Source organism: Denitrovibrio acetiphilus DSM 12809 (assembly GCF_000025725.1).
GTDB classification, from domain to species: domain Bacteria; phylum Chrysiogenota; class Deferribacteres; order Deferribacterales; family Geovibrionaceae; genus Denitrovibrio; species Denitrovibrio acetiphilus.
This window is the reverse complement of the sequence record NC_013943.1, coordinates 2,254,558-2,278,236: the sequence shown is the minus strand read 5'-3', so window position 1 is coordinate 2,278,236 and position 23,679 is coordinate 2,254,558. Positions and strand designations below refer to the sequence as shown.

Here is a 23,679-nt window from a genome sequence, read left to right as displayed (position 1 = left end):
TGTTTTCTGCTAAAATATAGTCTAAATTAACTTAGGTCTTTATTTTTTTGTTACTTTTTTTTAAAATCTGCTTTTCGCAATTATTCAAGGGGGCTGCACTATGTCATCAGAAAAAGAAGAAACCACTATGGTTGAGGTGAAGTGTCCGAAGTGCGATCATACGGAGATCGTTTACATCCCGAAAGAGGAAATTCCTCTCTGCCCGGTGCACAGGGTAAAGATGAATATCCACGAAATTCTTGAAGAAGGCAAATCATGCTAAGGAGGCATTTGTAATATGAAAAAAATTGTTGTTACTCTACTCGTTTTTGCAATGGCTTGTGTTACAGCTTTTGCAAATGACAATTCCCTTTGGGAAAAGTCCACTCTGAATCAGGTACTCAAAAGAGGTGAGCTCAGAGTTGGTATGGAAGCAGGCTATATGCCATTTGAACTTAAAAACAAAAAGGGTGAAATCATCGGCTTTGACGTCGATATGGCTAAAGAACTTGCCAAAGAGATGGGTGTTAAGCTTACACTCGTGAACACCGCATGGGATGGTATCATCTCTTCTCTGCTTACTGACAAGTATGACATCATCATGTCCGGTATGACCATTACTCCACAGAGAAACCTTCAGGTCAACTTTGCTGACCCGTACATCGTAGTCGGTCAGACAATCCTCATCAGAAAAGAGCTCGCAGGCAAGATCAAAAGCTATAAAGACCTCAACGACCCTAAATACACTGTAGCGACAAAGCTTGGTGTCACAGGGGACTATGCAACAAAAAAATATATAGGCAACGCTAAGATAAACCTTTTTGAAACAGAGCAGGAAGGCGCTATGGAAGTTGTTAACGGCAAAGCAGATGCTTTCGTTTATGACCTTCCATACAACTCACTCTATTTTGCTCAGAACTCAAAAAACCTTGCTTTCCTTAATGTGCCTTTCACGTATGAACCACTTGCTTGGGCGATCAGAAAAGGTGACCCTGATTTCATGAACTTCCTTAACAACATTCTTGTTCAGATGAAAGGTGACGGAAGATATCAGAAAATCTACGACAAGTGGTTTGGCACTGACCAATGGCTTAAAGATATACAGCAGTAAATCAGAGGTTTAATACGTTGAATTTAAAAAACAAGAATTTATTCTGGAATATCGTTCTGGTTCTGTTTCTGGCGTCTGTTGCTGCCGGAATTTACGGTGCCAGCAAGAGCATTGATTATATCTGGAGATGGGAGAGGCTGCCGCAGTATGTTGTCTATTCAGGCTTTGATGAAATCAGAGCACCCATAGACGGCACTGCCAGTATTAATGGGAATACTGTTAAAATAACTCCTCCGGGCGACAGAGCAACACCCGCAGAGGTTAAAGCAGGAAAAGGGCTGGTTATTTCAGACGGAGATACTGTTTTTGAAGGCGACGTTATAGCCAAACATAAATTTTACAGGATGGGCCCGCTGCTGTCGGGCCTTCTTGTTACTCTCGAAATATCCATATATTCTATATTCTTCGCCATCATTATCGGTGTTATGACCGGACTTGCAAGGATATCAAAAAATCCCTTTCTGAAAAAACTTTCAGTCTTTTATATTGAAATCATCAGGGGAACCCCTCTGTTGGTGCAGATATTTATATTTTACTTCTTTATTGGGACAGTTTTTAATCTTGAGCGGATGACGGCGGGGGTTGCCGCTTTGTCGGTGTTTACGGGGGCATATATCGCAGAGATAGTGCGTGCCGGGATTCAGTCTGTGCATAAAGGGCAGATGGAAGCAGCCAGAAGCCTTGGTATGAGCTATCCTAAGGCTATGGTTCTGGTTATCCTTCCGCAGGCCTTCCGCAGAACCCTGCCACCTATGGCAGGACAATTTATCTCTCTTATCAAAGATTCATCACTTGTTTCTGTTATATCGATCACAGACCTTACCAAAGCAGGGCGCGAAGTTGTTGCTTCAACATTCAGCCCCTTTGAGGTGTGGTTTACAGTTGCGGCTCTTTATCTGGTTCTTACATCTGCACTCTCGTATCTGGTGCAGCGTCTTGAAAAAAGAATGTCGGCAATGGACAGATAAGGGGGGATGAAATGATAAAAGCTAATGACGTAATAAAAATATATCCAAATGGAGTGAAAGCTCTGAAAGGTGTCTCACTGGAAGTTGCAAAGAGCGAAGTGCTCGTTATTATCGGTCCTTCGGGGTCTGGTAAGTCTACGATCCTGCGTTCGCTTAACCTGCTTGAAGAGGTTCAGGGTGGGCACATAAGCATTGACGGCGAGGCTCTTACAAATCCGAAAACTAATATTAACAAGATCAGAGAAGAGGTGGGGATGGTTTTTCAGTCTTTTAACCTCTTTCCTCATAAGACTGTAATTCAGAACATCACTATGGCGCCTATACACGTTAAAGGGATAAAGAAAGCACAGGCTGAAATCATTGCCGAAGGACTTCTTGAAAAAGTAGGACTGTCCGACAAACGCGATTCTTATCCCGGACAGCTCTCCGGTGGGCAGCAGCAGCGTGTTGCTATCGCCAGAGCACTTGCCATGAAGCCGAAGGTTATGCTCTTTGACGAGCCCACATCTGCCCTTGACCCGGAGATGATAGGGGAGGTTCTGGATGTTATTAAGGATCTCGCTAAAGATGGGATGACAATGGTTGTTGTCACTCATGAGATGGGCTTTGCAAGAGAGGTCGCAGACCGGATAATCTTTATGGATGAAGGAATGAAGATTGAAGAGGATACTCCGGAAGAGATTTACCACAACCCTAAAAGTGAGCGTCTGAAGTTGTTTCTCAGTCAGATCCTTTAGAATGGCAACGGGGATACCGTTAGATTAAGGATAAGTATGTAATGTGCTGTTGTTTCTGTGGGATAGTGAGTACCTGCTAAGTTATCAGCTTATCAGCCAGTGCCGTACAGAAAGATCGGAGAGTATATGGAATTTATCTTTAGTTTTGAAGTTATTGTTGCTCTGCTGACTCTGACAGTGCTGGAGATTGTACTTGGAATCGACAATATAATCTTCATAAGCATACTCACAGGCAGGCTGGAGGAGAGCGAGCAGGATAAGGCCAGAATCATAGGGCTTGCCCTTGCCATGCTGATGCGTATAGGGCTTGTCTTCATGATATTCGTTATCGTTGGCATGACAAAGCCTCTCTTCGAAGTGCGCGGCTTTGCTGTTTCGCTGCGGGATCTGATACTTTTCTGCGGAGGGCTCTTTCTGCTGGCTAAAAGCACAACAGAGATCCACCATGCAGTAGAAGTTGCAGAAGATAAGCTGGCGGGCAAGAAGAAGATTACATCATTTTCAAAAGTGATAGTCCAGATAGTATTGGTGGATATGGTTTTCTCTATTGATTCAGTGATAACTGCAGTCGGTATGGTCAGTCATGTCTGGATAATGGTTGTGGCTATTGTCATATCTGTTGGCGTGATGATGGCTGCTTCGGGAGCTATCAGTGATTTTATCGGCAAACACCCTACACTGAAGGTTCTTGCGCTCTCATTTCTTATCCTGATCGGTATGAGCCTTATCGGGGAGAGCCTACACTTTCATATACCAAAAGGTTACCTGTATTTTGCAATGGCATTTTCTTCGTGTGTTGAAATACTGAATATAAAGATGCGCAGTAACACAAGCAAACCTGCTGTTTAAAAGAGCGGAAGTATAATAGGTACCAGTGTAGACAGAATCACGCCGTTGATAAAGCCGAGTATTGCGGCATTTTTACCGCAGAATTTTTCAATAACAGGCAGTGTCACGTCCATTGTTGTGGCTCCGCCTGTGGCTATCGCTGCATGAGAACCAACCATTTTGGCGAGCAGGGGCATAGACAGTATGGCTATATTCTCCCTGAAGACGTTTGACAGAAACGCAATCGCTCCTATATCGCTCCCTTTCATCTCTGCAAGCATTATCCCTGAAAGTGAATGCCAGCCGAACCCCGCAGCAATAGCCATCCCTTCGTTTGCAGAAAGGCTTGTTATCAGCGAAACAACAAAACCGCCGGCAAGCGTCCCGATTATAGTTCCTGCCGGTATGAGAAGTGCATTCCTGTCAGCTTTGATGAGCGCACGCAGTGATTCCCGGTTGTTCCCTATGTCGAAGCCTATGAGGAAGAGTAGTATTATGAGTGAGGTCTGAGTAATACTAAGACAGCCTGCTATAAGAGCGGCGGAGAGTATATGTGTGTATGAAAGTGCTGTCCCTGCGATAACAGCCGTGAGCATAAGAAATATCATCATTGTTTTTGCCCGCTGAAAAGTTTTACAAGAACAACCACTGAAATAACACTGAAAACGACAACAGTGAAGCTCATCACGAGTGATATTATACCGAAGTGAGCAAGTTTTGAGAGGAGCTCAGGGTCTCGCCCCAGATTAACCCCCATAAAGAAGAGCAGACCGAGAAGGGCGGTGTAGAATATCAGAGATTTAGGTTTGCTCATAAAACCGCTTGGCATAAAAAAACCTACAGCAACTCCGACTGTAAGAGCTATTACCAGATTAAGCATAACCTATTTACCCATAGCTGATTTAAGCTGGCTGAGAGTCAGGATGCTGTGTATGTCGGGTGTATCGTTTTTATCAACTATAACAGCTACTCCGACAAGTTCTGCTTCTGCTTGTTCTATAATTTTTTTAATTGCTTTAAGGGTATTGCCTTTTGCGTAAAAGTCATCAACAAAGAGGATGCGGTCACCTTTTTTAAGAACTTCTTTAGATACGTAGAGCGTTGTGTGTTCGTTTTTGGTGAATGAAAAGCTTTCGGCAGAGAAGAAACCTTTCATCGTGATAGGGTTTTTCTTTTTAGCAAATATATAGTCCTTATGCATGCTGAAGGCAGCAGCCTGTGCGCCCGGTATACCGCTTGCTTCTACCGTGAGGATCTTATCAACTGAGACATCTGCAAATTTTTCAGCGATATCTTCCCCTATCTCTTTGATGAGGTCTATGTCCACCATGTGGTTCAGCAGTCTGTCAACTTTGACTATTTCTCCGTTGACCTCGCCGAATTTCTTTATAAGGTCTATCAGTGTCTGCTGAGCTTTTCTCATTTTCTGTCCTCCCTGTCATACGGCAGCCCCAGACTTTCGGGTTGAGGCGTTGAGCCCTTTTCAAGTCTCATCGTTGCTATTACAAGCACGATTATAGTGAAGATATATGGAAGCATCTCCAAAATGTGGGCTGAGATTGTTGTTCCCATGGCCTGCATCCGGAGTTGTATTGCGTTTATTCCGCCGAAAAGGTAAGCACCGGCAAGTGCTCTTGTGCTGTTCCACTGGGCAAAGATAACAAGGGCAACGGCAATCCATCCGCGTCCTGCGGACATGTTTTCCGCCCAGAATGGGGTATATGCCAGCGAAAGATAACCGCCTCCTACACCTGCCAGACCAGAGCCTACCAGAACAGCCCACATGCGGTATCTGTTTACGTTGATGCCGGATGTATCTGCTGCTGAGGGGTTTTCTCCAACAGAACGAAGATACAGACCCCATTTGGTTTTATAAAAAAACAGCCTGATAAGTATTACCAGAAGCACGCTGAAATATACAAGTATGTCATGGTTGAAAAGTCCCGGACCTATCACAGGTATTTTTGAAAGAACAGGTATATCGACCTTTGAAAACCCGTCGATAGTGCGCCCCACAAGGGAGCGACCGAAAAGAGCTGTTACCCCAACACCGAACATCGTAAGGGACAGTCCGCTTACGATCTGGTTGCCTCTGAGGTAGATGGTGATGACCCCGTGGATTGAACCCGCCGCAACACCGGCAAAGAATGAAGCCAGCACAGCAAGAAACAGGTTTCCTGTGAAGAGCGCTGTAGCAAACCCTGAAAGTGCGCCTATCAGCATCAACCCTTCTATCCCGAGGTTTATAATACCTGAACGTTCCATTATTATTGCACCGAGTGTTGCGAAAAGTATCGGAGTTCCGGCTTTTATCGTTGCATACAGGAGCACTTCTATCATTGGTTTTCCCTGATAAGTTTTATTTCGTTATTAATAAAAAAGTCAGATGCAAGGATGAAAAAGAGTATCAGCCCTTGGAAGAGATTAACAAATGCCACAGGCAGCCCCATAAGTATCTGGAGACTGTCGCCGCCCACAAGGATTATACTCATTATTATAGAAACTAAAAGCACTCCGAGAGCGCTTCTGCCAGCCAGCCATGCGACTATTATCGCCGTATAACCATATCCGCTGGATATCCCCTCCTGAAGCCTGAACTGAATCCCTGCTACCTCAGAGAAACCTGCAACACCCGCAAGTGCTCCACTGAGAAAGAGCACCCCTATTATAGACCGGTCTATTTTGATACCGGCATATTTCGCAGCGTTCGGGTTGTTGCCTATGACTCTTATTTCGTAGCCCCATATGGTTTTTTCCATGAAAATGTACATAACCAGTACCAGCACGAGCGCCATTATGAAACCGTAATGAAGACGTGTGTTGAAAATTGAGCCGAGTCTGGCAAATTCAGCGAATTGCGGAGTCAGGGGGAAGTTAAAACCTTTAGGGTCTTTCCACGGTCCATAGATCAGGAAAGATACTATTGATATTGCTATATAGTTCATAAGAAGTGTTACGATTATCTCGTTCACTCTGAATTTTGCCTTGAGAAAGCCGGCAACGCCAGCCCATAGACCACCGAAGACAGCAGCGGTGAAAAACATTACCGGAAGGATAGCGTATCCGCTTATGCCTGAATAAAGAGCCACCCATGCAGCACCTACTGCGCCCATCATAAGCTGTCCTTCTGCGCCGATGTTCCATATCTGCATACGAAATGCGAGTGAAACACCCAACCCTGTAAGGATAAGAGGAGTTGCTTTCACAAGTGTTTCGCTGAGCCCGTAAAAAGAGCCAACTGACTCTTGAAGCATACCTGCATATGCCTCCAGAGGGTTTACCCCTGCAAAGAGCATGATGATTCCGGCAGTTGCCAGAGCCAGCAGTACGGAGACAAATGGAGCGGTGAAGGTGAAAAGCTTTGATCTGTTTCTGCGTTTGATAAACTTAATCATTTCTGTTTCTCCCCGCTCATGAGAAGACCGATCTCTTCTCTGGTCGTGTTCTTAGGGTCTACGGTGCCTGTAACTCCGCCCCTGAACATGACTGCCACTCTGTCTGAAAGCTTTAGGAGCTCATCCAGGTCTTCAGATATAAGTATAGTGCTCATGTCTTTGTCCCGTGCATCCATAATGACTTTGTGTACGTATTCCGCAGAGCCTATGTCCAGACCTCTCGTTGGGTAAAGCGCTACCAGAACGGACGGTTCAAGTGACAGCTCCCGTGCTATGATTACTTTCTGGATGTTCCCACCGGAAAGCAGGCGGACAGGGGTTCCTGCCGGACCTGCTTTTATAGCGAAGTCTTTTATAAGTTTTACTGCGTTTTCGTTTATTGCTTTTTTGTTTTGTAGGAATGATCTTCTGAATTTCTTGTCTTTGTAGCTTTTAAGAATGAGGTTTTCGGCTATAGGCATTTCCGGAGCTATCCCCATACTTTTTCTGTCTTCCGGAACGTGCGCTATCCCTGCAATATGTTTCTTACGGCTGTTGTCCCTTGTGATATCCTGACCTTCCAGCAGTATCCGACCTGATTTTGCTTCTCTCAGCCCTGTCATAACCTCGGCGAGAGCTTTCTGTCCGTTTCCTGCAATCCCTGCGATACCAAGGATTTCGCCTTTGCGAAGGGATATTGTGAAATTTTCAAGGTCGCTCAGCCCTTTGTCATTATCTACACTCAGTCCTTCAATTCTGAGGGTTTCGCTGCCTATGTCCTTATGCTTGCGTTCCCATGCAGGAACATCATCGCCGCCAATCATGAGGTTTGCCAGCTTATGTTCGTCGAAATTGCCCTTGGTCAGCTCCTGAACAGTAGTGCCTTTTTTAAGTATCGTAACCCTGTCTGAAAGAGCCATGACTTCGCGCATTTTGTGGGAAATAAATATTATAGATTTACCTTCACTGCGAAGTTTCAGAAGGAAGGAGAATAGTTTATCTGCTTCCTGCGGGGTGAGAACTGCTGTTGGTTCATCAAGGATAAGAACACGGCAGTCCCTGATAAGAAGTTTAATAAGCTCGACCCATTGCTGTGAGCCTATGGAGAGTTTCCACATAGGTTCGTTAAGGTCTATGTCCATATCAAAGCGGGTTAAGATGTCTTCTACCTGCTTGATAATAAGTTTTTTATTAAAGAGCGATTTAAGACCTTCCACAGAAAGGAGGATATTTTCGAGAACGCTATGGTTTCGTACCAGCATAAAGTGCTGGTGCACCATGCCTATGCCCGCCTTTATGGAATCCTTTGGAGAGTTGAATAGCTGTGGTTTGCCGTCAATGACGAGCTGTCCGCTGTCCGGCTTATAAAGTCCGTTCAGGACATTCATCAGTGTGCTTTTGCCGGCGCCGTTTTCACCAAGCAGGGTGTGTATTTCTCCTTCGTAGACACTGAGCGATACGTTGTCCAGTGCCTTCACACCCGGGAAGGTTTTTGTAATTTTTTCTATCTGGAGTATAGGTTTCAAGATATACCTTTGAAAAAAGATGCCCCCCGTTTTTAAGGCGGGGGGCGTATAAGTCTTTTATTTTATTTAGTTTGTTAGCCTGGGATGTTACCCTGAACACCTTCAACGAGGAAATTCATTCCGAGCATTTCTCCGTCTGTCATGGTCTTACCGGCTTCGACAGCGATATTACCTTTATTGTCTTTGATCTCACCGGAGAAGACGTGCAGCTCACCGGATGCGATCTTGGCTTTTTGTTCCAGCACATAGGCTTGAACATCTGCCGGTATTTTATCCGACATCGGGGATATATCAACATATCCTTCAGCTATCCCCCCCCAGAGATCCTGAGATTTCCATGTACCGTCGTGTACTTCTTCAGCGATTTTTGTGTAAACTGATCCCCAGTTCCATACAGGAGCTGTGAGCCATGCATTGGGAACCTGTTCCTGCATTACAGTGTTGTACCCGATGGCAAGAGCACCGCGTTTTTCAGCAGCCTGAAGAGCCGCAGGTGTATCCTGATGCATTGCTATAATATCTGAGTTAACGTCAAGGAGTGATTCCGCTGCGTCACGCTCTTTTGCAGGGTCAAACCATGTCTGTGTCCAGACAACTTTAACGACTGCGTCAGGGTTTACGCTTCTGACTCCGAGAGTAAATGCGTTTATGCCTCTGATAACTTCAGGAATTGGGAAAGCAGCAGCGTACCCTATAACGTTTGTTTTGGTCATTTTGCCTGCTAAAACTCCTGAAAGATATCTAGGCTGGTACATGCGTCCGAAGTATGTGCCCACGTTGTCGGATGATTTGTATCCTGAGCAGTGCATAAATGTTACTTCAGGGAATTTAGAAGCTACCTCAATGGTAGGATCCATGTATCCGAAGCTGGTAGTGAAGATGAGGTTGTAGCCTTTCTGAGCGAGGCTTGTTATAATTCTGACAGATTCTGCCCCTTCAGGAACAGATTCGATGTAGTTAGTCTCTTTTACGAATGGGAGTTCAGCCATAACTTTGCGTCCGAGATCGTGTGAATATGTCCAGCCTGCATCGCCAACCGGTCCGACATAGACGAATGCGGCTTTGATGTCTTTTGCTGTTTCAGCAGTTTTTGCAGCCTCGGTCTGAGACTCTTCTTTCGGCTTGTCAGAACAGCCTGTTATAGCGAGAAATGCCGAAATTACGGCAAGAAGCATCAGTTTTTTCATACTTATGGACTCCTGTAGTTTGTATTGAAACCGATCAGTAAAAGCAGATCAAAAAGGTTTGATAATACGCAATTACGTCAATTGTCAGAGACATATTATTGTCTATATAATCCTGTGTTGTCAATTTGATTTTGAATGATTCAAAATATATCAGGATATCAACTTTACGTCTGAGATTTCACAGGGTTTAGCTAATATTCTTTGTCGGAGAATATTGTAATGATGTATTCTTTTACATAATTCATAATACGGATCTCTTTCCCGTTGTAAAAGACGTCATAGAGATGGTACCCGTCTTCTGCATAGATGCTTTTTTTAATGTTGGTGATTTCAACTTTACCGAACATTTTTTCATCAGATTTAAAAGGATAGTCTCCTGCAAAGAAAGCAGCATAAAGGTCGCCTTTTAGTGAGCCAGCTTTCTTCTTGTCTATCGGCAGTGCTCTGGATTTAATTTTGTACTGTCCGTGGTCGTATACTATCTCTGCATAACCGCGATAGAGATCGGAAGTTAGCTTTGTTCTTATCGTATTGTCTTGTATTAGGGATTCGGCTTCAAACTTAAGGCTCCTTTCCCCTTGTGAAATAGTAACTATCTGCTGCATTGGGGGCTGATTAAGGAAAAAGTTTGCAGAAACGCATCCAAACAGCAATAACGGGAAAAGAATATATTTGATCTTCTTCATTGTTCCTCCGGACCGGTTCATGAAACTATCAGAAAAAGAGATGAAAATCAAAGATTATCCGGCAGTTTTACGGTGAGACTGGCGGCTTCTTTTTGGGTAAGCTCTATTGTCTGACCGTCCTTTTCCACAACAAATCCCTCATCGTCCTGCGAAACCTTTACGATATCTCCGGGCTTTATCCCTTTGTCAGTATCTATTGTTACTACAACTACTTTGTTTCCTGAAAAGCCGAACATCTGAGTCAGACAGAAGGAACCGTCTGCGTATATGTCGGGTATCACCGCTCCGTGAGGGTCTGTGACGGGGGAGCCCATTTGTTCATATATATACTGAATAGCATCTGCATCATTATAATGCTCAAGGACGTGCGCCTGTTCGTGGAGCTGGTCAGAAGGAACACCCATATGGTGCAGATATGTTTCCCAAACCCTGTGTGCTTTTTTAAGGCGTAAAGCTTCTGCTTTTCCCTTTTCCGTGAGGCTTATTGTCTCACCTTTGTTAATTATAAGTCCATCTGCTGTTAGTCTGTTCAGTGCATTTTTAAACTGCTTTTTGCCGGCTTCAACATAACCTGTGAGTGACTGGAGAGTAATTTCTCCATTGGATTTAAATACGCTTCCTATTATATCCTCTGTGAGCTGTTGCGGTACTGCACGTCTGCTGCGCAGCATGTCTGCAAGCATTCCGTATCTCGGTGCGAAAATCAGAACCGCAAGGAACTGTACGGTTGCAAACAGCATTATTGCACCGCCCCCTGCGGAGTTCATCCAAAGAGAAAGATACAGTCCGCCGAGAATGCTTGTGAACCCGAAGAGAGCCGCGAGCGCCATCATTTTTTCGAGTCTGTCGGTGAGAAGGTATGCTGTTGCTGCCGGTGTTATAAGGAGTCCCACGACAAGTATTACCCCCACCATACTTACAGCGGAGACAACTATCAGTGAAACGCATCCGGTGAACAGATATTTAAAAAATAAAACCGGAACACCTATGGAAGCGGCCATTACAGGGTCAAAGCTTGTCAGCTTAAAATATCTGAAAAAGAGGATGATCACAGAAAGAACTGTTGCCGAAACTATGGAAGACACAATCATATCTGTATCTGATATCCCGAGTATATCCCCCATAATGAAGTGAACAATGTCTATGTGGATATATTTACTGAAAACAGAGACAAGAACCACGCCGGCGGCAAATATACCAGTGTACATTATCCCTATCGACGTATCTTCCTTTATGCGTGAAACCTTTGCTACAAAGCCTATCATAAAAACCGTAATCATTGCTGCTATCAGAGACCCTACAAGCATCGCCCCCGCTGCTGCCTCTATGCCGAAAAAAACTTTCATAAACAAATATCCGGCACCGACCCCTGCTATCATGGCATGAGAGAGTGCGTCACCCAAAAATGCCATCCGCTGAAGTATTACAAGACACCCTGCGACAGCGCATACCACAGCGACAATGCTCCCGCCTATTAGTGCTTTCAGAAAGTACATCTTGGTAAGCGGTTCTATTAAAGATGTGAAAAATATATCCATATATCAATCCTTTATGAGATCAGTAAATACTTTAAGCTTCCCTTCGTAAACCTCGGTCAGAAGTTCCTGCCTGAAGACAAGCGACGGGGGCCCCGCAGCATAAAGTCTCTGTTTGATAAGAAGAAGCTTGTCGAAATATTCTGATGCGGTTGCAAGGTCGTGGTGGACAACGACAAGTGTTATCCCTGCTTTCTTCGCTTCAGAAAGAACGTCAAGAATAGCGTTTTCTGTAGCTGCATCCACTCCGGCAAATGGTTCATCAAGAAGCAGGATTTTAGCACCCTGCGCAAGAGCCCTCGCCATGAAGACACGCTGCTGCTGCCCGCCGGAGAGCTGTCCTATCTGTCTGTTGCGGAATTCTGACATACGAACCATTTCAAGGCTTCTGTCTACTATATCGTGATCTTCTTTTGTTTCGTTCTGCCACCACTTAAGGTGACCATAACGCCCCATCATTACAACATCGTGTACCGTTACCGGATAGTCCCAGTCAACTGTTCCCCTTTGCGGCACATATGCCACAAGCCCTCTTGTATGTTCTACCGGTTTGCCGAATATGAAGACTTCGCCTATATCCCTTTTGACAAAACCGAGTATCGCTTTCATAAGTGTTGATTTTCCTGCTCCGTTGGGACCTATTATCCCGACCAGCTCACCTTTATTTATGAAAAAGCTTACGTCAAGCAGTGCGGGCTTGGGACCGTAGCTGACTGTAAGGTTGCGTACCTGTATGGCATAATCAGTGTTCATCTTTATTATCCTTTGTTTCCAGTGTGAAGGAGTGAGCGGCATTCACTGTCTGCCCCGGAGTGAACCAGTATGTATTTTCGTTTATCGGATTACCGTTTTGCAGCACCCGTATATGTACGGCATTATTAAGGCTGGTGTCTGAAGGATTAGCCTTTATAAATAGTTCGTGTCTGCCCGGTTTAAGCTCATATTTTTCTGTAATAAACATTTCTCTGTCCTTTATACCCTGCTTTTTGCTGAGTATAACTTCTCCGTCAAGGGTCAGGATGAAAGGGGAGGCTGTGTCATCTATTTGCAGGGCAAAAGGATCTTCTTCCACTGAGAATGTTGTTGTAAGCTCAAAAGTTACCGGATAGGTGTTTGTGCTGCCGTTTACCTCCTGTACTCTGTCGATGTCCGAGCGTGCGCTGAACAGGAAACCCACGGCAGAAAGTATCACAGCCCATACTGCTATTGTCAGTACAAAACGCATTACCGCAGCCCCCCGACAATAGTGAGTACATTTTCCCGCATCATTCCTATGTAGGATTCTCCTGGGGAGTCTTTGTCACCCATAGAGTCGGAATAGAGAGAGCCGCCTATTGACACTCCGGCATCTTTTGCTATCTCTCTGAGCAGTTTAGGGTTTATAGTGGTTTCTACAAATATAGAGCGGACATTCATCATTTTTATAGCACTGACGACTGCTTCACGTCTTTGTGGTGTTACTCCTCCGCCTATCTCGCTTCCGGTTGACCAGCCTATGGGGGAAGTATTTACAAAGCCGTATTCCGCTGCAAAATACTGGAATGCATCATGGTTAGTAACAAGTACACGCTTCTCAGGAGGGATAATTGCCACTTCTGAGCGGATCCACCCGTCGAGTGCTTTAAGGTTTGCGAGATAGAGCTTGGCGCGTGCTGTGAAGTTGTTTTTATATTCGGGGGCAAGTTCTATTAGAGCTTTTGTTATATTATTGACATATACTGCGGCGTTCCTTGGTGTAAACCATGCATGAGGGTCATGTACTTCCATTCCTCCAAGCTCCATGATGAGTGGCTTAATCCCATCCGTAGCTGTTACCAGAGGCTTGCCTGCGTCATTTGCCAGAGTTTTCATCCAGTTTTTCCCTTCCAGATGAAATCCGTTTTCTATCACAAGGTCAGAGTTTCTCACTTTGTCGATGTCGTTAGGAACAGGCTGGTACGTGTGCGGATCCTGCCCCGGCGACAAGATACTTATCACCTTTACGTTATCCCCTGCAATGTTGTATGCCAGGTCGTATATCTGGGTTGTGGAGACAACGACTGTTTTTTCTGCGTATGCTGTTGAGAAAAACAGCATAAGTGTAAATGTGTAAAAGATTATTTTTTTGAGCATGTATTTTCCTTTGTGTAAATAAATATATTGAAATTTAAAAACCCTGTGTTTATTATATCTGAAATCCATGCGGGTAACATTAGAAATTATTTCTTCACGAGCATTTAATATTTAATGGTAAATATAAGCTCAATAAGTAAAATTATCACTAGACAATGTTTAAAAGCTGATTATTATGTATTGTGAAAAGCCGGAGTGTGCGTTATGTATGACAAAATTTTAAGAGAAAAGGACCTCAAGGTCACTCCTCAGAGAATATTTATTCTGGAGGAGATCAAAAAAATGGGACATGCGAGTGTTGAAGACCTTCATGAAAAAGTGAAAAACTTCTATTCTTCCGTAAGTCTTGCGACAATTTATAAGAATATCCATCTTCTCGTTGAAGAAGATATCCTTACTGAAGTGCCTGTCCACGGCAGAAAGCCGGTTTATGAGATCAACATCGGAGATCATGTTCATGTGACATGCCCGCACTGCGGTAATGTTGAAGATCTTATGGATGTTGATACTGAGCCTTTTATCAAAGAGGCTGTCAGGCAGACAGGGCGCAAGTACGAGCGTGTCGCCGTTATGCTTCAGGGTGCATGCCCGAAGTGCAACAACTGATAAATTACTGGACTTAATGCCGGCTTTAATTGGTCGGCTTTTTTTTGACGATTTTTATTGCGTAGAAACTGCAATGACTGGCGCATATACCGCATCCGGTACATATCGTTTCAATGCATCGCGCCCTTTTAACATAATCCTCAGTGAAAAATTCCAGTGCCTTTTCAGGGCATTTTGATATGCATACACCGCAGCCTGTGCATCTGCTGCTTATCTCTGCAATATATTCAGAAGCGTTCATTATGTATTTTTTCTTTTTTGAGACTGTCGGATGTCTTTGGCGGTCTTGTCTCTGCGGGATACCCAACAGCGATTACAGATACAACAGTAAAGTTTTCAGGGATGTGTAAAAGCTCTCTGACATATTGTTCGGCATACATTTCTTCGTTATGAAATCTTTTATTCACCTGTGCCCAGCAGCTTTTAAGACCTATCGATTCAGCTTCCAGCTGGAGGATTATTGATGCTATGCTGCAGTCAGTGACACACACATCGCTTTTGGCTGTGTCACCGCATATTACGAAAGCTGTATCGCATTCTTTAATGAATGCCGCCCCGTGAGGTTTGAGTTTTGACAACTTCTCCAGTGTAATTTTGTCCCGCACCATTATGAATTCGCAGGGGTCAATGTTTCTGGAAGTTGGGGACAACAGCAGTGCTTCCTGTAATATATTTATTTTTTCAGTTTCAATTTTATTATCCGTAAATTTCCGCACGCTTCTTCTGTTTCTGAGTATATCTATCATTTCAGACCTCCATATTGTTTTAAACTGTCAGAGCAGGTCGAGCTGCTGCCTGAAATTATCATATAAGCCTATGGTGCTCAATGTATCTTTCAACAGTTCCGGTTTAGCCAGTATATCCTTAAAAAACATTATCTCTGATAATTTTATAAAGGCGTCATAAGGTTTTGAATCCATATCGCAGATAATCGAACGTACAATCTCTGCCGGGCTTTCCTTGCCTAATCTTGGCAGGAGTTTTATCGTTCTCTGGAGCGTTTTTGAAATATAAAAGATAAGCCATTGCTTCTGATCATCCAGAGTTTTCCTGTGCCCGGGTAAGAGCTTATAGCTGCCTATTTTTGACAGCCTTACGAGAGCTTCGCAGAAGTGCCCATAGTTGTTGAATCTCAACTGAAGATCGTTTGCGTCTGAGTCTATAAGCGGTGTTGTAAATATATCCTGAAGCATTATGTCGCCGGAAATTGCCAGGTTTTCATGCATGAAGACAATATCGCTCTGGGAATGCCATTTAAAGGAGGTATAGCTGAGGTTAAGCTCTTTGAGTGCATCGACCGAATCCTCGAGGATGTTGTGTTTGTCGGGAATAAAATTCACGTGATCGTACATGCCTAGCATTTTTTCTGTTATTTCTGCACTGAAACCCATGTCGATACACAGTGTCCGTATAGTTTTAAGACGCTTTAGGTTGTTTCTGCACATAATAGAATCGACTCTGGGGATGTATATTTCGGCGTCTGAATTGGAAGCCAGAAAGTCAAGCATTCCGCAGTGATCTATGTGGCAGTGTGTGACAAATACTTTTTCGAGTTTTTGCAGGTTTAAGTTATTGTTCAGGTAATCCCGCATTTCTGTTGTGGGAGGTCCGGTGTCGAACATCACAAAGCCTGTTTCAGTCTCAAGTGTATAAAAGTGGACATCACCAACACAATATGGTGTGCCGGCTGTATGTTGTTTCATCAAATATACCTGCTGTTGATAGTTGTCTCAGGTGATTACATTAATCGTTAATGAGCGGTTAATATCTGTCCGGCGCAGATTCAGCGTTGGCTGTAAGAGTGTTCTCTGTGCCAAAAAAGAGCTGGTCATGCATGTGATTATACTTAAAAAACCTCCGCATACCAATATTAAAATTGATATCTGCTGATTTAAGCTTTTGTTAATATGATTGACATTTAACCTTATATGATATTTACTTAAGTTAGCGTTCGGGTTGACACATTAGCGTTTTAAGTCCTCTTTTCGGACAGAGGGCAAACGGTGGTTAATGTGTTAAAAATAGTTCACTCATCAGATGGACGTGTAAGGCTTAAATATGCAGGGCTGTCCGGCAGTCAGGCTGCATCCATTGAGCAGACACTCTTAAACAAAGCAGGCGTAAGCTATGTTCGGTGTAATTTACCGTGCAGAAGTATTATCGTCGGTTTTGATCAAAATGTTATCAATACAAACTCTATCGCAGACATAGTCCTGCGTAAATATGCTTCTGCTCCCATACAAAAGAGCTGTGACACAAAATCCTGTCACTGCGAGTGTGAGGATATAACGAAAAACTCCACTTTCGGAAGCCGTAAGGTAGAGTTTGCCGGACTTTCCGCCGCTCTCGGAGTATCGGTGCTTTCTAAAAGACTTCTCGGTAGAACTGTTGCATCCACAGTCTTTTCGCCTCTATGGTTTGTAACATCTCTTTTCGCACTCCCACTGCTCATCAAAGCTTCCAGAGAAATTGTCAAAGAGAAGAAGATCGCCCTCAGCGGTTTTCTCGGAACGGGTGTTGCCGCCGCTCTCGGAGCCGGTGAGACTATGACAGCTCTTGAGATATTATGGGTGAACAGCGGATCTGAGCTTATTCAGGGATATGTTACTGAGAAATCACGAAAATCTATCAAAAATATCCTAGATTTAACAGCCAAAACGGCTTTTGTTCTGCGTGATGGCGAAGAGATAGAGCTTCCTGTTGAAAAAGTCTGCTGCGGAGATGTAGTAAGCATACGGACAGGTGAGAAGATATCTGTAGACGGAAAGATATTTAAAGGTGAAGCGCTTATAAACGAAGCTCCTGTAAATGGCAGGCAGGAACTTATGCATCGTAAAAAAGGTGACTATGTCTATGCCGGAACCTATGTTCAGGAAGGGCTTGTATATGTTCAGGCAGAGAAAGTAGGCGACTGTACGTATCTGTCCAGAATTTTGCAGGCGGTGGAAGAATCACTAGTAAACAAAGCACCTATGGAGCTTGCAGCGGACAGACTTGCAAAGAAACTTGTCAGTGCCGGCTTTGTTATGACTTTGGGTACATGGCTTCTGACCAGAAGCTTTTATCGTACGCTTTCTGTCATGTTGGTAATGACATGCCCCTGTTCAACAATACTTGCCGCATCTTCTGCCGTGAGTGCCGCTATAGGTAACGCCGCTTCAAAGGGGATACTTATCAAAGGCGGCAGATATCTCGAAGAGGCAGGCTCGCAGGAGTCGTTCTGCTTCGATAAAACAGGTACGATCACAACAGATATTCCTGAAGTTACAGATGTTTACATCGCCAGAGGCTACAGCAGGGAAAAACTGCTCAAATATGCTTATGCCGCAGAACTTCACAACAGGCACCCTATGGCTGCCGCTGTTCGCGCCCTTGCTGAAAGTGAAGGGATTACAGGTTCGAAACATGCCGTATGCGAAACTATCCTCGGTATGGGGGTTGTGGCGGATACGGAGTATGGCAAAGTGTATGTGGGAAGCCGTAAGCTGATGTCAAAGTTCAATATTAAAACATCTCATCTGGATAAACAGAAATTAAAAATGACAGAAGACGGAAGCAGTGTGCTCTATGTCGCCAGAGAGAAGAAAATTGTAGGTATGGTAGCTGTTAGAACGCTGGAAAAAGCCGGTGTCGGCAACGTTATCAATAGCCTTAGGGCTGACGGGGTGAAGGAACTGATACTTGTCACCGGAGATGAGGAGCAGACTGCAATGCCCCTCTCTGAAAAGCTTGGTTTTGATAAAACATACTGTTCTGTTCTTCCTAATAAAAAAGCAGAAATCATAGCTGAAATTCAGCAGAAGCACAAAGTAACAATGATAGGGGACGGCATTAATGACGTTCTTGCACTTGCTCAGGCTGACCTTGGGATAGCTATGGGGGCGGCAGGCTCTGATGTGGCTATAGAGGCCGCTGATATCGCTCTGGTGGACGATGACCTTGAAAAGATAATTTACCTTCGTGACCTCAGTCATAAGACAAAAGAGATAATTAATCAGAATTTTATGCTGGCGGCAGGTTCAAATGTAATAGGTGCCGGGCTTGGGCTTTTCGGTCTGATAAATCCCGTTATGGCGGGATTGCTGCATATAGCTCACACGGGCGGTGTTCTCGCCAATTCATCCAGATTGACAGCGTATAAAGGAGAGGAACATGACTGAAGACCTGCTTAACCTTAAGAAATATATATCCGTAGTACATCATGTTGACGGACGAATCCGTCTGAAGGTTAATCCGGCGATTATGAAAGACCCTTTGAGCAAAAAACTCGGAGAGATAAGCGGGAGCCTTCCGGGAGTTCTTGATAAAAGGATAAATATGATGGCGAAGTCAGTTGTGCTGCGCTATGACCCCTCTGTCGTTCCGCCGCAGGACATGCAGGCACTGCTGGGGTCACCTGATATTGAAGTAAGCAAGAAGATTCTTGATAAGTATAAAGACTTGATAAAATAAATATGGAGGATCGTATGGAGGAAAAAGCCATGAAAGATGAACATGCTCACGAAGAAGAGCATCAACAGCAAATGGGTTCCGAAGAACCTCAGGGCGGGCGACCGGAGTTTCAGCAGTATGCTAATCCTTATGAGATGGGAATGATGGGGGGATACCCTCAGCAGCCATATATGCCGAACCCGCAGCAGATGATGCCTCCGCAGGGATTTCCGTATTATATGCAGCAGCCTGCATACGGCTATATGCCTCAGCCGATGATGTACCCGCAGCAGCCTGTAATGCCTCCTCAGGGGTATTATCCGCAGGAACCGGTACAACACGGCTATCAGCCGCCTCAGGCAGGCGGGGAAGGGTGCGGACATCATCAGGAGATGGATCCGCTCAGCGGAGTCATGGGGATGTTTGGAGATATGCTCGGGAATAATCCGCAGCTCAACGAAGTTTCAAAAATGGTCAACTCCACCGGAAGTGATTTCCTGAAAGGGATGCTGGTAGGGGCTGGTGTGGCTATGCTTATGAGCAGTGAAACAGTGCGTTCCGCACTAACTGATATATTTACCAAAACGCTTGGTGGCGAAGAGGAGGAAGCATAAAATGAAAGGGCATGTGACAGGAATACCCGCCGGCAGAATAGCAATAGGCGGTGCGGTGGCAGGAGCAGTGATCGGTGGTGCAGTCTCTGCCGCTAAACAGGCGAAGAGTGTTAAAGAGAATAAAATAACTAAAGAAGAAGCGGTTGCAAACACTGCAAAAGATGCTGCAGGCGCAGGTGTCGCCACAGCGGCGGGAATGGTTCTTGCCGGCGGACTTGGGATGGGGCTTGTGGGCTCTATACTTGTTATGACAGCGGCATCCGCAGGGGTGAAGTATCTCTGGGATTCTTCCGTAAAGACAACAGAACCTAAATGCGAACCAGCTAAGAAATAAGGAGATATAACAATGGATCACAAAAAAGAATCACACGAAAACCCGCAATATCAGGCTCAGCCCCAGCAGACTTATTATCAGAATACTCCGTCTCATCCTCAGCAGGCGTACTACCAGCCTAATCCTGCCTATCATCTGAAAGAATGGTTTAACTTTCGTGAGCCTTCATATGTGAAAGGTCTTGCGGTTGGTGCAGGGCTGGCACTTGTTTTGACAAATCCTGCTGTGAAAAAAGCACTTGTGAAAGGTGTTGTCAAAGTTTGGGGAGGTCTTCAGGGCGGAGTCGAAGAGCTCAAAGAGCAGATAAGAGATGTACAGGCAGAGATGGGCGGAGAATAGTATGCCGAAAAAGAGCTTACCCCCGTTACAGAAAAAGCGCAGATATGCCAAATACGCCATGGCGGGTGCTATGGGTGTTCTGGTTTATACCGGTATGCAGAGGGGCAGAACGTCAAGATCCCTTCATATCGCTGCCGGAACTGCATTGGTGGGACTCTCTGTTTATCATACTCTGCTCTACAAAAACAGAAGCTGATATATGACATTAAATAAATACCTGACTGGACTGGAGCGGGTGGATATTGCCCACAGGACTAACGGGAGAATAAGGTTCAGGGCGGAGGTGCTCGGCAATCCTGCTCTGGACATTACTCTTATGGAGTCTTCTCTGGAGTGTCTGGACGGTGTGAAGTCTGTCCGCATAAACCAGAAGGCGCAAAGTCTTGTCGTTGTGCACGATCCTGAAGCAGATATAACTGAACAGCTTTTGAACTCACTGAGTACATTTACTCATGCGGTTTTTTATGCTGACGAAGAACTTAATGACACACCGGATCTTATAAATGTTTATTGGGCGGGGACAATGTGGGTTCTGAAAATGGGGCTTCCGTCGTGGTTTAAGGTGCCTCTTACCTATGCTGGTGCTGCGCCTGTTCTTTTCAGCGGAGTGGAAACACTTGTGAGGGACGGACTGCGTGTAGAAGTTCTGGATGCTGCAGTTATCTCTCTGCTGCTACTGCGCAAGGACTATTTTACTGCGGGCTCTATAACTTTCCTGCTGAACCTCGGGCACTATCTTGAAGCGTCAACGGAGTATAAGTCAGACAAAATGCTCCGCAGTCTCATAAAGCCCGATGTGGAGTATGTATGGGTACTTCAGGGGCAGAAAGAGGTTAAGGTATCTATTGATGATGTTTGTGTAGGGTCGCTTGTGATAATTGGTGCGGGAGAGATGATTTCTGTTGACGGAGTTGTCTATTCCGGCGAAGGGCTTATAAATCAGTCTTCGGTTACCGGGGAAAGTCTGCCTGTCAGTGTGGAGAAGGATTCGGAAGTTTATGCAGGAACTGTAGTAGCAGAAGGTAAAATCATTGTTGCAGCTACTAAAGTTGGTGCAGAAACGACATCAGCAAGAATAGCTAAGTTTATAACAGGGTCGCTTAAAAACAGGTCAACATCAGAAGTGCGTGCCTTTAAAACAGCAGACAAGATGGTTCCGGTGACATTTGGAATAGGTCTTGCCGCTCTTCTTCTGACCAGAGATTTCAGGCGTGCTTCGTCTGTGCTCTCTGTTGATTATTCATGTGCTCTGAAGCTTGTGATACCCACTGCAATCAAAGCAGGGATATTTACCGCAGGCTCAGAAGGAATCTTTATCAAGGGTGCTCAGGCACTCGAGAATTTTGCAGAAGTTGACACAATTGTTTTTGATAAGACAGGAACCCTCACCAAAGGCTCACTGGAGGTTTCCGAGATAATTTCATACGGCAGTCTTAGCGAAGAAGACCTGCTTTGTATCGCCGCAAGCGCAGAAGAGCACTACAGCCACCCCATTGCTTCCGCAGTTGTACAGGAAGCTTTGAAGAGAGGGATTGCGCTTAAGGAAACGGGTGAAGTGGACTTTATCATAGCCCACGGTGTGTCTGCATATGTTGAGGACAGCCATGTCCTTGCAGGGAGCAGGCATTTTGTACATGAAGATGAACATATCGATTGTTCCCATTCCGATGCTGAAAGTGATGAGCTGAGGAAGACAGGGCGCAGTATATTATATATAGCTGTTAACGGAGAACTTGCCGGACTGATAGCACTTAAGGATGTACCGAGGGAAGAGGCATGTGAGGTTATCAGGAGGCTTGGAGAGGAAGGGGTTAAGCGTGTCGTGATGCTCACGGGCGACCATAAGGATACTGCCATGTGTATTGCCGGAGAACTCGGTATTACTGAGGTTTATTCTGAAATGAAACCTGAAGACAAGCTGAGTGTGGTAAAAGAGCTGAATTCTCAGGGTTGCAAAGTTGCTTTTGTCGGTGATGGAGTCAATGATGCCCCTGCGCTTCTTGCCTCTCATGTTGGTGTAAGTATGCCGGAAGGTGCAGACCTCGCCAGAGAAACATCCGACGTAATCCTCCTGCGGAACAACCTGCATGGGATATTGCGGGCAAGAAAGATATCCGCCGAAACAGTTAAAACCATCAAGCAGGTTTCCATTACTAATATCGGAGCGAACAGTGTCACCGTGTTTCTATCCTTCCTCGGGCTTATAACTCCTCTTCAATCCGCTTTGATGCACAACGGTACCACTGTGGGGACGCTCCTTTATGCGATGAGAAGCGGAGGGGAAAGATGAAGCTGACGAAAGCAAGATCAGGCGGTTTTTTTACCGTAGAATCAATAAATGAAGCAGATTTGGCTAGAAAACTAAGCGTGTACGGCATAACTTCTGGTATACTTGTATGTAAGATTAATAAGGGGGATCTCGACCTCGCTACGCTGAAACTGTCAACTGACAAAGGCAGCCGTACTGTAAGCGGCTCGCTGGCAAGACACTTGTATTATAAATCCGCTTCGGGACAGCAGCGGAGCGTATATGAGAAAGAGCAGGGTGAGGAACTCATCCTTGAGATACCGGAGCTGATCGCAGAAGAGATGCTTAAGCTCGGGATCGCCGGCGGGGACAGTGTGAAAGTGCTTAAGAAGCTGCCTCACATGGAATATGTCACACTTGTTGATCATCGTGTCAGGTGCAGGCTTTCGGAAGCCCACGCAGCATGTATTCTGGGGGAATGCGAGGGGAAAGAAATTCAGTTTTCGTTTGCCAGGAAAGATGCAAGGTTTGTGGTCAGGCACATTATCAGCAAAGATACTTACGCTAATGTTATGGAAGCGAAAGGTGTTTATGAAGGCACTGTCCTTGCTCTGGAAGGGATTGAAGCCGGCAGATCTGTTCATATGGATGATTTTCCTGATATGGTTTTATGTACTGCTGACGGGCTGAGGATATTTATTTCTAATGCAACGGCAGAAAAGATCACCGTTGATTAAGTTTGTGCTTGAAATAAGATTAAGATAATGATATTCAATATCAACTTTAATAATGTTGCATAAAACATCGGGGGTCCGAGAGGGCTGTCTGCTTTTGTAAATTAAATATGTCAACCCAACGCTAATTGTGAGATCTTCCAGTAAAAGTCTCAGACATTTTAATGGCTTACAGCCCTGCCCCGACCTTCCTAAAGTACATCAATTTTAAATAATTTCAAGATTATAGGAATTAAGTTTTTCAGCAAATTCATAAAAGCCATACTCACTTCTACGATACTTTAATCAGGTTAAAATATCTTATTTTTATGCTTCTACATGCGGTGCTAG

29 protein-coding genes are annotated in these 23,679 nt (G+C 44.7%); 14 read left to right on the top strand and 15 right to left on the bottom strand.

Going from position 1 to position 23,679, the window contains the following annotated elements; translation table 11 throughout:
- The first annotated feature begins 100 nt into the window (after positions 1-100).
- From DACET_RS16350 to DACET_RS10855, 5 genes are all read left to right on the top strand, one after another.
- Positions 101-262 (top strand): hypothetical protein, encoded by a 162-nt coding sequence (locus DACET_RS16350; protein WP_013011423.1) that lies wholly within the window; start codon positions 101-103, stop codon positions 260-262.
- A gap of 15 nt (positions 263-277) precedes the next feature.
- Complete coding sequence (locus DACET_RS10870) at positions 278-1,090, top strand: transporter substrate-binding domain-containing protein (RefSeq protein ID WP_013011422.1); 813 nt, start codon at positions 278-280, stop codon at positions 1,088-1,090.
- Positions 1,091-1,107: 17 nt separating this feature from the next.
- The gene (locus tag DACET_RS10865; protein WP_013011421.1) at positions 1,108-2,058 is read left to right on the top strand and encodes an amino acid ABC transporter permease; all 951 of its coding nucleotides are present in this window, start codon (positions 1,108-1,110) and stop codon (positions 2,056-2,058) included.
- 11 nt (positions 2,059-2,069) lie between these two features.
- Complete coding sequence (locus DACET_RS10860; protein WP_013011420.1) at positions 2,070-2,795, top strand: amino acid ABC transporter ATP-binding protein; 726 nt, start codon at positions 2,070-2,072, stop codon at positions 2,793-2,795.
- Positions 2,796-2,921: 126 nt separating this feature from the next.
- Positions 2,922-3,644 carry a TerC family protein gene (locus tag DACET_RS10855; protein ID WP_013011419.1) on the top strand — a complete coding sequence of 241 codons (723 nt, stop codon included), beginning with the start codon at positions 2,922-2,924 and terminating at the stop codon, positions 3,642-3,644.
- Here the strand turns inward: DACET_RS10855 and DACET_RS10850 are convergent.
- The 12 genes from DACET_RS10850 to DACET_RS10795 form a co-directional block, all read right to left on the bottom strand.
- Positions 3,641-4,234 carry a LysO family transporter gene (locus tag DACET_RS10850; RefSeq protein ID WP_013011418.1) on the bottom strand — a complete coding sequence of 198 codons (594 nt, stop codon included), beginning with the start codon at positions 4,232-4,234 and terminating at the stop codon, positions 3,641-3,643. The genes DACET_RS10855 and DACET_RS10850 overlap by 4 nt on opposite strands.
- Positions 4,231-4,503, bottom strand: coding sequence for a LysO family transporter (locus DACET_RS10845; RefSeq protein WP_013011417.1), 273 nt, complete (start codon positions 4,501-4,503; stop codon positions 4,231-4,233). Before DACET_RS10845 ends, DACET_RS10850 begins: the two co-directional genes overlap by 4 nt.
- A 3-nt stretch (positions 4,504-4,506) precedes the next feature.
- The gene (locus DACET_RS10840; RefSeq protein WP_013011416.1) at positions 4,507-5,046 is read right to left on the bottom strand and encodes a phosphoribosyltransferase family protein; all 540 of its coding nucleotides are present in this window, start codon (positions 5,044-5,046) and stop codon (positions 4,507-4,509) included.
- A complete protein-coding gene (locus DACET_RS10835) occupies positions 5,043-5,963 on the bottom strand; it encodes an ABC transporter permease (RefSeq protein ID WP_013011415.1) in 921 nt (306 codons plus the stop codon). Before DACET_RS10835 ends, DACET_RS10840 begins: the two co-directional genes overlap by 4 nt.
- On the bottom strand, positions 5,960-7,018 hold the full coding sequence (locus tag DACET_RS10830) for an ABC transporter permease (RefSeq protein WP_013011414.1): 1,059 nt from the start codon (positions 7,016-7,018) through the stop codon (positions 5,960-5,962). Before DACET_RS10830 ends, DACET_RS10835 begins: the two co-directional genes overlap by 4 nt.
- Positions 7,015-8,523: an ABC transporter ATP-binding protein gene (locus DACET_RS10825; RefSeq protein WP_013011413.1), complete on the bottom strand. Its 1,509-nt coding sequence runs from the start codon at positions 8,521-8,523 to the stop codon at positions 7,015-7,017. Before DACET_RS10825 ends, DACET_RS10830 begins: the two co-directional genes overlap by 4 nt.
- 74 nt (positions 8,524-8,597) lie before the next feature.
- On the bottom strand, positions 8,598-9,710 hold the full coding sequence (locus DACET_RS10820) for a BMP family ABC transporter substrate-binding protein (protein WP_013011412.1): 1,113 nt from the start codon (positions 9,708-9,710) through the stop codon (positions 8,598-8,600).
- Positions 9,711-9,901: 191 nt separating this feature from the next.
- Entirely contained in the window at positions 9,902-10,396 is a 495-nt protein-coding gene (locus DACET_RS10815; protein WP_013011411.1) for a hypothetical protein, read from the bottom strand.
- Between the two features lie 47 nt (positions 10,397-10,443).
- Positions 10,444-11,934 (bottom strand): metal ABC transporter permease, encoded by a 1,491-nt coding sequence (locus tag DACET_RS10810; RefSeq protein WP_013011410.1) that lies wholly within the window; start codon positions 11,932-11,934, stop codon positions 10,444-10,446.
- 3 nt (positions 11,935-11,937) lie between these two features.
- Positions 11,938-12,684, bottom strand: coding sequence for a metal ABC transporter ATP-binding protein (locus tag DACET_RS10805; protein WP_013011409.1), 747 nt, complete (start codon positions 12,682-12,684; stop codon positions 11,938-11,940).
- Positions 12,674-13,156: a hypothetical protein gene (locus tag DACET_RS10800; RefSeq protein WP_013011408.1), complete on the bottom strand. Its 483-nt coding sequence runs from the start codon at positions 13,154-13,156 to the stop codon at positions 12,674-12,676. Before DACET_RS10800 ends, DACET_RS10805 begins: the two co-directional genes overlap by 11 nt.
- Complete coding sequence (locus tag DACET_RS10795) at positions 13,156-14,043, bottom strand: metal ABC transporter solute-binding protein, Zn/Mn family (RefSeq protein WP_013011407.1); 888 nt, start codon at positions 14,041-14,043, stop codon at positions 13,156-13,158. The genes DACET_RS10800 and DACET_RS10795 overlap by 1 nt, the downstream gene beginning before the upstream one ends.
- Before the next feature lie 204 nt (positions 14,044-14,247).
- On the opposite strand from DACET_RS10795, the gene DACET_RS10790 reads away from it, so the two are divergent.
- Entirely contained in the window at positions 14,248-14,649 is a 402-nt protein-coding gene (locus tag DACET_RS10790; RefSeq protein WP_013011406.1) for a Fur family transcriptional regulator, read from the top strand.
- A 25-nt stretch (positions 14,650-14,674) separates the two neighbouring features.
- Here DACET_RS10790 and DACET_RS10785 read toward each other — a convergent pair whose 3' ends face one another.
- The 3 genes from DACET_RS10785 to DACET_RS10775 are packed head-to-tail and all read right to left on the bottom strand — an operon-like array spanning position 14,675 to position 16,352.
- A complete protein-coding gene (locus DACET_RS10785; RefSeq protein WP_013011405.1) occupies positions 14,675-14,890 on the bottom strand; it encodes a 4Fe-4S binding protein in 216 nt (71 codons plus the stop codon).
- Positions 14,877-15,395: a nitroreductase family protein gene (locus tag DACET_RS10780; RefSeq protein WP_013011404.1), complete on the bottom strand. Its 519-nt coding sequence runs from the start codon at positions 15,393-15,395 to the stop codon at positions 14,877-14,879. The genes DACET_RS10785 and DACET_RS10780 overlap by 14 nt, the downstream gene beginning before the upstream one ends.
- Before the next feature lie 27 nt (positions 15,396-15,422).
- Entirely contained in the window at positions 15,423-16,352 is a 930-nt protein-coding gene (locus DACET_RS10775) for an MBL fold metallo-hydrolase (protein ID WP_013011403.1), read from the bottom strand.
- 309 nt (positions 16,353-16,661) lie between these two features.
- Here DACET_RS10775 and DACET_RS10770 point away from each other — a divergent pair, with 309 nt between their 5' ends.
- Genes DACET_RS10770 through DACET_RS10735 form a run of 8 tightly spaced genes read left to right on the top strand, consistent with a single transcriptional unit; the run spans position 16,662 to position 23,352 of the window.
- The gene (locus DACET_RS10770) at positions 16,662-18,809 is read left to right on the top strand and encodes a heavy metal translocating P-type ATPase (protein WP_052293529.1); all 2,148 of its coding nucleotides are present in this window, start codon (positions 16,662-16,664) and stop codon (positions 18,807-18,809) included.
- Positions 18,802-19,101 (top strand): hypothetical protein, encoded by a 300-nt coding sequence (locus DACET_RS10765; protein WP_013011401.1) that lies wholly within the window; start codon positions 18,802-18,804, stop codon positions 19,099-19,101. The genes DACET_RS10770 and DACET_RS10765 overlap by 8 nt, the downstream gene beginning before the upstream one ends.
- Before the next feature lie 14 nt (positions 19,102-19,115).
- Positions 19,116-19,694, top strand: a complete 579-nt coding sequence (locus DACET_RS15635; RefSeq protein WP_013011400.1) for a hypothetical protein — start codon at positions 19,116-19,118, stop codon at positions 19,692-19,694.
- Position 19,695: 1 nt separating this feature from the next.
- On the top strand, positions 19,696-20,028 hold the full coding sequence (locus DACET_RS10755; RefSeq protein WP_013011399.1) for a magnetosome protein MamC family protein: 333 nt from the start codon (positions 19,696-19,698) through the stop codon (positions 20,026-20,028).
- 12 nt (positions 20,029-20,040) lie between these two features.
- Positions 20,041-20,367, top strand: coding sequence for a hypothetical protein (locus DACET_RS10750; protein ID WP_013011398.1), 327 nt, complete (start codon positions 20,041-20,043; stop codon positions 20,365-20,367).
- A 1-nt stretch (position 20,368) separates the two neighbouring features.
- On the top strand, positions 20,369-20,563 hold the full coding sequence (locus DACET_RS10745; protein WP_013011397.1) for a hypothetical protein: 195 nt from the start codon (positions 20,369-20,371) through the stop codon (positions 20,561-20,563).
- 3 nt (positions 20,564-20,566) lie between these two features.
- The gene (locus tag DACET_RS10740; protein WP_013011396.1) at positions 20,567-22,657 is read left to right on the top strand and encodes a heavy metal translocating P-type ATPase; all 2,091 of its coding nucleotides are present in this window, start codon (positions 20,567-20,569) and stop codon (positions 22,655-22,657) included.
- Complete coding sequence (locus tag DACET_RS10735) at positions 22,654-23,352, top strand: hypothetical protein (protein ID WP_013011395.1); 699 nt, start codon at positions 22,654-22,656, stop codon at positions 23,350-23,352. The genes DACET_RS10740 and DACET_RS10735 overlap by 4 nt, the downstream gene beginning before the upstream one ends.
- Positions 23,353-23,679 lie beyond the last annotated feature (327 nt).

Excerpts from the sequence above, each read along its gene's own strand:
- DACET_RS16350 (WP_013011423.1), top strand. The coding sequence starts at position 101 with ATGTCATCAGAAAAAGAAGAAACCACTATGGTTGAGGTGAAGTGTCCG.
- DACET_RS10870 (WP_013011422.1), top strand. The coding sequence starts at position 278 with ATGAAAAAAATTGTTGTTACTCTACTCGTTTTTGCAATGGCTTGTGTT.
- DACET_RS10860 (WP_013011420.1), top strand. The coding sequence starts at position 2,070 with ATGATAAAAGCTAATGACGTAATAAAAATATATCCAAATGGAGTGAAA.
- DACET_RS10855 (WP_013011419.1), top strand. The coding sequence starts at position 2,922 with ATGGAATTTATCTTTAGTTTTGAAGTTATTGTTGCTCTGCTGACTCTG.
- DACET_RS10850 (WP_013011418.1), bottom strand. The coding sequence starts at position 4,234 with ATGATGATATTTCTTATGCTCACGGCTGTTATCGCAGGGACAGCACTT.
- DACET_RS10845 (WP_013011417.1), bottom strand. The coding sequence starts at position 4,503 with ATGCTTAATCTGGTAATAGCTCTTACAGTCGGAGTTGCTGTAGGTTTT.
- DACET_RS10840 (WP_013011416.1), bottom strand. The coding sequence starts at position 5,046 with ATGAGAAAAGCTCAGCAGACACTGATAGACCTTATAAAGAAATTCGGC.
- DACET_RS10835 (WP_013011415.1), bottom strand. The coding sequence starts at position 5,963 with ATGATAGAAGTGCTCCTGTATGCAACGATAAAAGCCGGAACTCCGATA.
- DACET_RS10830 (WP_013011414.1), bottom strand. The coding sequence starts at position 7,018 with ATGATTAAGTTTATCAAACGCAGAAACAGATCAAAGCTTTTCACCTTC.
- DACET_RS10820 (WP_013011412.1), bottom strand. The coding sequence starts at position 9,710 with ATGAAAAAACTGATGCTTCTTGCCGTAATTTCGGCATTTCTCGCTATA.
- DACET_RS10815 (WP_013011411.1), bottom strand. The coding sequence starts at position 10,396 with ATGAAGAAGATCAAATATATTCTTTTCCCGTTATTGCTGTTTGGATGC.
- DACET_RS10810 (WP_013011410.1), bottom strand. The coding sequence starts at position 11,934 with ATGGATATATTTTTCACATCTTTAATAGAACCGCTTACCAAGATGTAC.
- DACET_RS10805 (WP_013011409.1), bottom strand. The coding sequence starts at position 12,684 with ATGAACACTGATTATGCCATACAGGTACGCAACCTTACAGTCAGCTAC.
- DACET_RS10800 (WP_013011408.1), bottom strand. The coding sequence starts at position 13,156 with ATGCGTTTTGTACTGACAATAGCAGTATGGGCTGTGATACTTTCTGCC.
- DACET_RS10795 (WP_013011407.1), bottom strand. The coding sequence starts at position 14,043 with ATGCTCAAAAAAATAATCTTTTACACATTTACACTTATGCTGTTTTTC.
- DACET_RS10790 (WP_013011406.1), top strand. The coding sequence starts at position 14,248 with ATGTATGACAAAATTTTAAGAGAAAAGGACCTCAAGGTCACTCCTCAG.
- DACET_RS10785 (WP_013011405.1), bottom strand. The coding sequence starts at position 14,890 with ATGAACGCTTCTGAATATATTGCAGAGATAAGCAGCAGATGCACAGGC.
- DACET_RS10780 (WP_013011404.1), bottom strand. The coding sequence starts at position 15,395 with ATGATAGATATACTCAGAAACAGAAGAAGCGTGCGGAAATTTACGGAT.
- DACET_RS10775 (WP_013011403.1), bottom strand. The coding sequence starts at position 16,352 with ATGAAACAACATACAGCCGGCACACCATATTGTGTTGGTGATGTCCAC.
- DACET_RS10765 (WP_013011401.1), top strand. The coding sequence starts at position 18,802 with ATGACTGAAGACCTGCTTAACCTTAAGAAATATATATCCGTAGTACAT.
- DACET_RS15635 (WP_013011400.1), top strand. The coding sequence starts at position 19,116 with ATGGAGGAAAAAGCCATGAAAGATGAACATGCTCACGAAGAAGAGCAT.
- DACET_RS10755 (WP_013011399.1), top strand. The coding sequence starts at position 19,696 with ATGAAAGGGCATGTGACAGGAATACCCGCCGGCAGAATAGCAATAGGC.
- DACET_RS10750 (WP_013011398.1), top strand. The coding sequence starts at position 20,041 with ATGGATCACAAAAAAGAATCACACGAAAACCCGCAATATCAGGCTCAG.
- DACET_RS10745 (WP_013011397.1), top strand. The coding sequence starts at position 20,369 with ATGCCGAAAAAGAGCTTACCCCCGTTACAGAAAAAGCGCAGATATGCC.
- DACET_RS10740 (WP_013011396.1), top strand. The coding sequence starts at position 20,567 with ATGACATTAAATAAATACCTGACTGGACTGGAGCGGGTGGATATTGCC.
- DACET_RS10735 (WP_013011395.1), top strand. The coding sequence starts at position 22,654 with ATGAAGCTGACGAAAGCAAGATCAGGCGGTTTTTTTACCGTAGAATCA.